At 66.0% G+C, this 8,060-nt stretch carries 10 protein-coding genes; 1 reads left to right on the top strand and 9 read right to left on the bottom strand.

Annotated elements, in window-relative coordinates; translation table 11 throughout:
- Positions 1-975: 975 nt before the first annotated feature.
- From Q8W67_RS24265 to Q8W67_RS24240, 6 genes are all read right to left on the bottom strand, one after another.
- On the bottom strand, positions 976-1,227 hold the full coding sequence (locus tag Q8W67_RS24265; RefSeq protein WP_305550418.1) for a hypothetical protein: 252 nt from the start codon (positions 1,225-1,227) through the stop codon (positions 976-978).
- A gap of 13 nt (positions 1,228-1,240) precedes the next feature.
- Positions 1,241-1,441 carry a hypothetical protein gene (locus Q8W67_RS24260; RefSeq protein WP_305550417.1) on the bottom strand — a complete coding sequence of 67 codons (201 nt, stop codon included), beginning with the start codon at positions 1,439-1,441 and terminating at the stop codon, positions 1,241-1,243.
- Positions 1,425-1,676, bottom strand: a complete 252-nt coding sequence (locus Q8W67_RS24255) for a hypothetical protein (RefSeq protein ID WP_305550416.1) — start codon at positions 1,674-1,676, stop codon at positions 1,425-1,427. Before Q8W67_RS24255 ends, Q8W67_RS24260 begins: the two co-directional genes overlap by 17 nt.
- 2 nt (positions 1,677-1,678) lie before the next feature.
- On the bottom strand, positions 1,679-1,894 hold the full coding sequence (locus tag Q8W67_RS24250) for a hypothetical protein (protein WP_305550415.1): 216 nt from the start codon (positions 1,892-1,894) through the stop codon (positions 1,679-1,681).
- Entirely contained in the window at positions 1,891-2,313 is a 423-nt protein-coding gene (locus tag Q8W67_RS24245; RefSeq protein ID WP_305550414.1) for a DUF5681 domain-containing protein, read from the bottom strand. The genes Q8W67_RS24250 and Q8W67_RS24245 overlap by 4 nt, the downstream gene beginning before the upstream one ends.
- Before the next feature lie 82 nt (positions 2,314-2,395).
- A complete protein-coding gene (locus tag Q8W67_RS24240; RefSeq protein WP_305550413.1) occupies positions 2,396-2,590 on the bottom strand; it encodes a hypothetical protein in 195 nt (64 codons plus the stop codon).
- 459 nt (positions 2,591-3,049) lie between these two features.
- Between Q8W67_RS24240 and Q8W67_RS24235 the strand changes: the two genes are divergently transcribed.
- Positions 3,050-3,523 carry a hypothetical protein gene (locus tag Q8W67_RS24235; protein ID WP_305550412.1) on the top strand — a complete coding sequence of 158 codons (474 nt, stop codon included), beginning with the start codon at positions 3,050-3,052 and terminating at the stop codon, positions 3,521-3,523.
- A gap of 14 nt (positions 3,524-3,537) precedes the next feature.
- Here the strand turns inward: Q8W67_RS24235 and Q8W67_RS24230 are convergent, their stop codons facing one another.
- The 3 genes from Q8W67_RS24230 to Q8W67_RS24220 all read right to left on the bottom strand — a co-directional run bounded on the left by Q8W67_RS24230 (position 3,538) and on the right by Q8W67_RS24220 (position 8,058).
- Complete coding sequence (locus Q8W67_RS24230) at positions 3,538-3,831, bottom strand: hypothetical protein (protein ID WP_305550411.1); 294 nt, start codon at positions 3,829-3,831, stop codon at positions 3,538-3,540.
- A complete protein-coding gene (locus Q8W67_RS24225; protein WP_305550410.1) occupies positions 3,831-4,130 on the bottom strand; it encodes a hypothetical protein in 300 nt (99 codons plus the stop codon). The genes Q8W67_RS24230 and Q8W67_RS24225 overlap by 1 nt, the downstream gene beginning before the upstream one ends.
- 541 nt (positions 4,131-4,671) lie before the next feature.
- On the bottom strand, positions 4,672-8,058 hold the full coding sequence (locus tag Q8W67_RS24220) for a bifunctional DNA primase/polymerase (protein ID WP_305550409.1): 3,387 nt from the start codon (positions 8,056-8,058) through the stop codon (positions 4,672-4,674).
- Positions 8,059-8,060 lie beyond the last annotated feature (2 nt).

Here is an 8,060-nt window from a genome sequence, read left to right as displayed (position 1 = left end):
CTAGGGTCAAAACCTAATCAGCTTGACCCTGGGAGGGCCGCCCGCTTTCGACCCATTGCGGACGGTCAGGTTGAGTGTGGAAGCAGAATTGCGGCCTTGTCATGGACGTTGCAACTCAGGAAACTTTTCGGTGACCAAATTTACTTGCCCAGCCTCCGATTGAAGCTCCGATCCAAAGAGAAGCATAAAGTAGGCAAGAGCTTATCAAGAATATGATATGCCCTGCATTGCCAGAAAATCCATTCTTGTCTATAGCCTTAGTAAATATTATTGCTGCTAATATGATTAAAAATAAACTCAGCGGCGATTTTAACCCTAATCTTGGTCGCTGCTTACCTTTACGATAGCCAACGGCGAAACCAAATATTAGCAACAAAAGCGCGACATATGGAATTAGATACAGTAACATGACAGATACCCAATCGGGACGATCACTGGCTAACCGTAGCATTTGAGCGTCCGCTCGCCACCCTTCTCGGACATCATCACGGCCAAGCTGATTGAGTTCAGACCCTAGGGGCGCTACGGAGCGGAATAAAGATATCCGTTTGGCCGTTTTGGTACGTATTCCGACTTGTCACCACCTTTAAAAAATGCCCTATTCAGTATCTTGGCGTCTTTGTCACACAAACTAACACATGTTTATGAACGATTTATTGATTTTATGGCCTGGATCTTAGGGGTTGACTATGCTTGCGACAGTTGATCCGCTGCCGGCATGTGGCGAAGTAATCTCAGATCTAAACAATTATAAATTACGCTCGCATATTGCAAATATGCTGGCAAAAGTTCTCGCTGATAAGACTCCCCAGACGGGTAATATTCAAGAACATCTTAAATCTCAATTGTCGTAGATCGCACGCCACGCTCAGATTGATCGCCGGCGCCCAATCTGCGCAGCGCGGTGGTTTTCGGCTTCCGCTCACCGCTCCCACTTCGGTCCTGTGGTGAGGATGGGGATGCTCGACGGCAGACTCAGTGCTCGGTAACGAACCGCGCTGCCCACTCGTCGCCCGTCATCTCGGGGCTGATGAGGCAAAGCACGCCGTTGCTGACCGTGGCCTTGCCCTGTGCGACCCAGCGCTGCCAGTTCGCGAAGGCGTCGGCCGCGGCGAGGTCGCCGGCTACGTCGTCGATCGGGTGATCCGAAAGGATGGCGGCCGGTGCGCCTGTGCGGCGGCCGGCCTCGATGCGCGCAAGGCGGCGCTCCAGGTCAATGATGCTCATGGCCGGTCTCCGGTCAGGGGATAAACCCCTCACGATGCAGCAGTCCGACGGCCCATTCCTCACGGTCCGGGTCGAGGGCTTCGCCTTCCTCAGCCTGCCTGAGGACCACGATCAGCTCTTGCAGCTCGTCGTCGGTGTAGCGGTGAACGCCCTGGATCCGGTGACGGAACCGCTGCTCGGCCTTGGCCAGCCGGGCCTCAATGGTACCGCGCATCTGGGCCTCCGATGTCTTCCTCAATCAGGGTGGCGAGGGCGGCGTCTCCGGCGTCCCCGGTCTCGCGCAGGTGCCAAGCCGCCTCGGCGAGGCTGCCGTGCTCGGCCCGTAGATCGGCGTAGCCGCTACGGATGAACGCCATGAGCTGCCGGTCGCTGGAGCTGGCGATCTCGCCTCTGAAGATGCGGCGGACCTCGATCCGGCGCAGGCGGGTCTCGAAACTGCTGGTGGCCATCGTCAGAGGCTCCTCTGCAAGCTGTCGAAAGCGCCGACCGGCAGTGGCTCTATGCACCCGGCCTGAAACCAATCGGCCAAGGCGTGGTCGGACGGGTCTTCGGACGCTTCGCGGAGGGCCTGCGCCAACTCGTCGTCAGGCATGGCCTTGAGGGCGGGATCGGCTTCGATGCGGCGCGCCTCGATCTTCCGGATGCGGCGTTCCAGATTGACGATCATGACAGCGCGCCCTCCTCGATCCGGGCGAGGCGTTCGGCCAGATCCGCCGTCTTGATGGCGTTCACGTGCGCATCGACCAGCTTCGACAGCTCGGCCGCTTCGCTCGGAGTGATCTCGCCGGCAGCAACGCCTTGCATCAGGGCGTGGGTCGCCCGGGTGAGGTCCGCCGGCTTGTTGATCGGCGGCAGCGTGAAGGTGATGGGCCTGTCGCGGCGGACCGGGATGAGGCGGTCGAGGCACAGGCGCATGGCGACCGGATCGCCGTCCTTTGCCATCTCCACGGCCTTCCTCAGGATCGCTTCGGCGTCGCCGTCGAGGATCTTCTCCAAAGCGGCGGTCGCGCGGTTGCGCGCACCTTTGGGGCGGCCGGCAGGGTTGCCGCTCCTGCCCTGCTCGAACTGGCCTTCTTCCTTCGGCATCACGCGGCCGTCCCGTCGTTGGCTGTCCTGTAAAGATCAGGATGAAAACAGGTTGAAGATAGATAGCACCGGCTATCAGGTTTCACGACTGCGGTTCCTCTGACGGTTGGGCCAGAGTGCGCAGCCCCTCGGCGAGCCCCTGCAGCGCGGCGGCCGCGGCCTGCTGGCGGACAGCCCCGGCGTCGTCGCGCACCTCGATCGTCACCGCGGCAGTGAGCGCCATCTGGCGGGCGGTCTCGATGCCGACGTTGAAGGCGGAGATCTCGCGCGGCGTCATCGACCGAGCCCTCGGCCTAACGGGGAAAACCCCGCCGCAGTCGAACGTGCGGCAGGGCTCCTCAAGAGCGAATGGATGTCGCGCTCCATCCGGCCGTCAGGTTGCTGCGGTATGGTTAGCGAATGGTTAAGGGCGGCCACAGTCATGAGCGTGTCCTCCTGTTCGGCCCTGGCAGTAGATCAGCCCAAGCGGACCGAGCGATCATAGTTCTGACATCGGCGCGCTTCGGCTCGGTATGGGCGACGGCGGAGAGCAGTTCATTGAGGATCGCCAGACCACCAGCATGGTCGGCCTCAATGCCCTTACGGTGTAGAGCCGAGCGAAAGGCGAGGGCGCCTGGCGCGTCGGGATCGTGACGCTCGATGCTTTGCACGAGGGCGAGAATGCTGGCGGTGGTCATGAGCGTTGCCGGGACGACGGCGACACGCATAGTCTCGCGCATCGGAATGGAGCGTCTACATGGCTCGTGGCTCGCGATTGCAGCAACGCCTGCTGATGAGGTTGATCATCGGAACAACACTCGCTTTGGCCCTTGGCGCCGGCGCGGAAGCCCGTCGCGGTGGGCCTAGCCCGATGTCGGGATTGCAGGACAACGGCGACACGATCGACGTATCGGACAACCACGGCGGCTCGGTCGCGCAGTACGACAGCATGTGGTCGACGCTGGCTGAGAACGGCAAGAAGGTCCGGGTGGTGGGCAGTTGCCAGTCCGCCTGCACGACCCTTCTTGGCCACGTCCCGCGAGATCGGATCTGTGTGACGCCGGAGGCCGCCTTCGGCTTCCATCGCGCACACAAGCAGTACGGGACGGAGGTGATGTGGGACGGCTATCCCGCCGACATAAAGGCGTGGATCAAGAGCCAGGGCGGTCTGACCGCCGAATTCAAATGGATGCGTGCCCCGGACACCTACCGCTTCTTCAAACACTGCTAGAGCGAAGGCGTCGCTCATGCCTGCGCCTCCAGCTCGGCCTCGAACGCGGCCATCTCCTCGTCAGTGAAGGCGACGGCGCTGCACCACTGATAGTGGACCGCGAGCGGCATCACGTAGGACGGCACCTGGTAGGATCCGAGGGCGTCGCGCCTGACCTCGCCGCCCTGGTCGATCAGCAGGCCGTCGTCGAGCAGACGGCGCAGGGTCTTCGGAGAACACCCCGGAGGCTCGCCGCAGCCGATGCGGTCGAGGGCGCGGCGCTCGGCCGACGTGCGGCCGGGGTGGGGCATGCGGTCGGTCTCGGACATCAGCAGGCCTCCGGCTGAGCAGCGAATTCGATCTCCGACAGCTCGACGGCACGCAATGCGGCAGGACCCACGAGGCCGGCGATTCCGCGGCCCTGGTCGTTGTCCGGCAAGCTGGCGATGATCTCGACGCCCTGCAGAGGCCCGAGCACGGCAACATGGATCAGCCCGGCGGGGGCATCGAGGCGCCGGAGAAGGGAGACGGCGACGGGGCCGGTCTCGCCGTAGCTGGCGACCGTCTCATAGTGCGCCGTCGGTATCGGCTTCTGCGGGTGCGTCGGCAGGGCGATGATGTTCGACATGGTGGCTCCTTTCAGGCTGCGTCGTCGGGGGTGTGATGTCCGGCCGTGTGCCAGGGGCGGCGGTGCTGACACGTTGGCAGCAACGGCACCCTGTCTCGGCGGCTGATGCGCGCCGCGATGCGGCGGGCGTCGGTCTCGGAAGGCACGGGGCGGCGATCGGTGATGCCGCCGGCCTCTAGCCGCTCGATGAACCAGTGATCGGTGATGCGAGCGACGCGGACACCTGAGGATCTGTCTCGGATCCGGTTGGCCGGGAACTGGACGACATTCCACATGGGCGGTTCCTTTCAGGCTGCGCGGGCGCGGGCGCTGTAGGACGCCAGCACGTGCCGGCGGTCGTTTGAGGGAAGGCGGTCGAGCGCGGCCAAGGCTGGTTCCAACGCGGCCGGGTCAGTCTCGGCTTTGGCCAACAAGCGGCAGAGGTCGGCGCCGCGCGGCCCGCAGTGAACGCGGGCGAGGGCGCGCATGGCCCGGAGCCTCGCACGCTGCTCGGCGTGGTCGAGGCCAGCAACCCACGGCCCGAACTGATCGCAAGGGCGGATCATTCTGCGGCCTCCAGAGCGACCACACGTAGGACTGGCCGGCAGCGAGTCGGTGGCGGGATCCAGCGGACGATCTCTGGGATGACGGGGATGAGCGGTGCGGGTGTCGGCGCAGGCACGTCGACCACGAGGCGGTAGGCGGCAGCCAACTCGGGAGCGAGGTCGGCGCAACGCGGCCAGCGGGTGACGGTGGCGGGCGTAGGCTGCGGGACGGCTTCCTTGGGCGCCTCGGGCTCCTCGATCTTCACCCACTCGATCGCGCCAAGGCGGTCCGAGAGCCAGGATTTCAGGTCGGCGGGAGCGTTCGGCAGCAGGACGGCGGATGCCTGCGGGAACCGGCCAAGGCGCTTGTAGGTGGCGCGTCTGACGCTGGCCCTAACGTCTATAGATATATCCCTTATAGATGTTAGGGCCAGCGTCGGAAGGGTCATCTCGCGCGCCGTCTTCCGCGTCGGCGCTTCCTCGGGGAAGCAGGCCATGATGTCGGCGGCGCTCTCCAGCAGCACGCCCTCGGTCGCCATCTCGGCCCACGCACCGGGCTTGGCGTCGTCCCACGTCGGGGTGCCGTCCACGCTGATCGGCAGCGGCACGTCGTTGATGATGTCGAGGAAGGCGGGGGCGTCAGGTCCGCGGCGCAGGGCGCGCAACCGGCCAATGGCCTGGATCAGCCCGGCCTCGGTGATCTGCCAGCGCAGGGCCTCGACCATGTTGTCAGGGTGCTCGCCCCGCTCGACACGCACGCCCTGGCCAGACGCGAGGCGAACGGCTCCGGAAACCCGCGGATACCAGCGACCGCCACCCTTGGGGTTCGGCGGGATGGCGCGGGGTACTGTGCCGGTGATGATGCCGGCCAAGGGCTCGGTAATGCCGGGGCCTGGCTGCAGGCGGCCGACACAGATCAGGCCGGCGGCCGTCGACCAACGATCAATCCCGGCGACGGCGCCGAAGTGGGCGGTCTCGACGTTCTCGGGCAGGCCCGCATCGGTCAGCACCTCCACCAGCCGCATCGGGCCGATGACGACGACGACGCGCGGCCACACCAGCGCGGCGCGCAGGCGGATAAGGCGCATCAGGTCGGTGATGACCCGCTTGGGTGAGCCGACGGTCTCGGGGTCGGCCTCCTCGTCGGATCCGATGATGCCGAGCTTGCGCGCCGTGACTGGCGCGGCGAGGATCTGACGAACCTTCACGTGCGGGCTCCATCGGGCGGTGATGTCGGCCTTCACCTCGACGCGATGCCCGACCACGGGCTCTAGGAGAGAGGCGTCGGGAAGGGTGGCGTCGAGGAGCAGCGCAGGGGCGGCCCAACTGGCGCGCACCGTGTCGAGCGACCGCCGCTCAACGACGCGGCTCTCGGCTTCCTCGTCGTACCGAACGGACAGGCGGCCGGACTCCTCGGCGTGACCGGTAAGGAAGGCGCGCAGCTCATTCCAGATGCCGGCGAGGCCCTTAGCGTCTTGGTTATGCTGGCCGACGGCTCCGGCGCACGCCTTCCGCGCCTTGGCGTCCATGCCGGGGCTGATGCCGGGATCCCGCAGGCGGCCCCATTCCATCTTGTAGGCCTCGGCTGCCGCGGTGGCGGTGAGGCCGTGCCGCAGCAGGATCTCACGCTGTAGCGGACCGTCGTCGTGATGATCGCGCAGGCCGCGCAGCAGGTTCGCCCGTGCGAATTCGAGGTCGTTGGCGGCGTTGGTGAACAGTGGGGCCTTCTCGTTCGGCTCGACGGGCGCGCGCTCGATCGCGTCGAACGACATGCGAGCCGGCTTGTCCGGCAAGGCGCCCATGGTCACGCCTTCATCAATCACCAGCGCGTCAGGGGCGGGAATCGCGCCGGGGCGGCCCTGGAACAGCAGGGCATGCGGTACGAGCCAAACAGCGGACTTCGCTTGGCGCTGCCGCTCCATCCCGCAGCGGTCGTGAAACTGACAGTAAAGCTTCTGTCCGTCCGCCTTCCGCTCGCACACCGTCGAGGGGATCGGCCGCACCGCATCGCGGGCGTCCTGCATCGCAGGGATGTCCAGGCACATCATCACGTCCGGCGCATCCGGATCCGGCGACGTGTAGCCGCGATAAACCCGCGCCTCGACGCCCTCGGCCGCGAACCGCTCGGCCAGTTCGGCGAGCAGGCTGTGCATCGGGGCGGCGTAGACGATGCTCGCGCCGTCCTTGGCGGCCTGGGCGGCGCCCTTGATGGCGAGCGCAGTCTTGCCGATCGCGGTCTCGACGCGGGCGGCCCATGACACCGGGATAGGCTTGTCCGGCTCGTCCTGGCCGCGCTCCTTGGCCTCGTCGGCCTCAACCTTCCACTGCGCCATTTCGGCTTTCCAGGCCGGCACGTGCTCGCCGAAGAACCCGGTCACGATGGCGGCGGTAGCGGTCTCGGCCTCGGCGACGGAAACCCGCGTGTCGGGATAGGTCGGCTCGATGGCCTCGGCGCAGTCCTGCGGCTCCGGGTCGAGGCTGACGAAGCCCCGGCGCACCCGGTCGAGGAGCGCGGCGGCCTTGATCCGCGCCATCTCCGGCGACCAGCGGCCATCATCCAGCACGGTCGACGCGGCGAAGGCGGTCCAGGCACGCGCAGCGAGCGACGCGGTGGTGATCTCCTCGCCCTCGCCCTTCATAGCGAGCGCCGTCGAGTAGACCACGCGCGTCAGGTGGTATTCCCGGCCATCCGTCACCCGCCCGTCAGCCCCGCGGACGATCTGTCCGCCGCCGCCTCCGCGCTGGCCCTTCCGGCCTCCGGTCCCGTTGAGTTCAACGACGCCGCGCACGCGGGTCACGAACTCATCTACCTGGGCCTGCGTGATCTCGGGGGCTTCGTCTGGTCCGGCTGTCAGCGGGCTTTCAGCCCCGATCCATGCGTAGGGCTTGAGCGTCTTGTGATGCACGCCGTAGGCAACGAATTGCGTTCCCTGGCAGAGCACGTCGAGGCCGTCATTGGAGCCGTCGGCGGCTTTCAGATGGACGCTCGGCATCGCCTCGGCGGCCCGGTAGATCAGCGCGACCTTCGGAGCCTGCCCTTGGCGGACGAACGGGGTTTCGCCGAGCACTTCGACGGCCAGCGCGGTCACGGTCTCAGCCAAGGCGGCATCGGTCGCGAAATCCGCATCGATCGCGACCACGTTCCCGCAGGCGATGCCAGTGCCCGGCCATTGCCGCTCTTTCCGCTCCCAGGCTTTCAGATCCTCCGCGGTGGTCTCGGGGCCTTCGTACATGGCCCGCCGCTGCCACCCCGTGATGCCGGGGGCCTTGCCGCGGGAGGAGTGGCCGCCGTCGTGCGAGTGGATCGGGAGCGCACCCGTCCATCCCATCCGCGCGAGCTGCGCGCGGACTTGCGTCGAGGTGAGCCCCGGAACGCCTGAGGGGACGGGCGGCGTCACTGTCATGC

This window comes from Methylobacterium sp. NEAU K, from assembly GCF_030700285.1.
In the GTDB taxonomy this organism is placed as follows: Bacteria; Pseudomonadota; Alphaproteobacteria; order Rhizobiales; family Beijerinckiaceae; genus Methylobacterium.
Note: the sequence above shows the minus strand (reverse complement) of the source record. Positions and strands in the feature narration are given on the sequence as shown.